Source organism: Pseudomonas sp. EL_65y_Pfl2_R96 (assembly GCF_963970905.1).
Taxonomy (GTDB): domain Bacteria; phylum Pseudomonadota; class Gammaproteobacteria; order Pseudomonadales; family Pseudomonadaceae; genus Aquipseudomonas.
The window spans coordinates 1-472 of the sequence record NZ_CAXAQH010000299.1; the positions used below are offsets into that span (position 1 = coordinate 1).

At 64.2% G+C, this 472-nt stretch carries 1 protein-coding gene; it reads left to right on the forward strand.

The genetic code is table 11. The features are described from left to right. Positions 1 to 472: alcohol dehydrogenase catalytic domain-containing protein (locus AACY49_RS30735; RefSeq protein WP_339528058.1), on the forward strand; the 472-nt coding region annotated here is incomplete at both ends.

Below are 472 nucleotides of genomic sequence, written 5' to 3' on the forward strand. Positions count from 1 at the left end.
TCCTCAGCCCGACGACGTAGCGATCGACATCCTGTTCTGCGGCGTCTGCCATTCCGACCTGCACACCGTGCGCGGCGAATGGGGCGGCACGCTATACCCATGCGTGCCGGGGCATGAGATCGTCGGTCGCGTTACTGCGGTCGGCAGCAACGTCACCAAATTCGCGGTCGGCGACATCGCCGGGGTCGGCTGCATGGTCGACAGCTGCGGCCACTGCCCGTCCTGCACCGACGGCGAGGAGCAATATTGCGAGACGACCGGCTTTGTCGGCACCTATAACGGGCCCGATCCGGTGATGGGCGGCCACACCATGGGCGGCTATTCCGACCAGAGCTTCCAGATTCCCAATCCGCGCGGCCTCACCCCCAGCCACGGCTATAACGTTGGCGGCGTTACCAATTTTCTCAGCGACACTCTCGATGAGCGGCAGCACGAGCGCACTGCCTTTGGCCTTGCCAGCCTGTTGCACGAT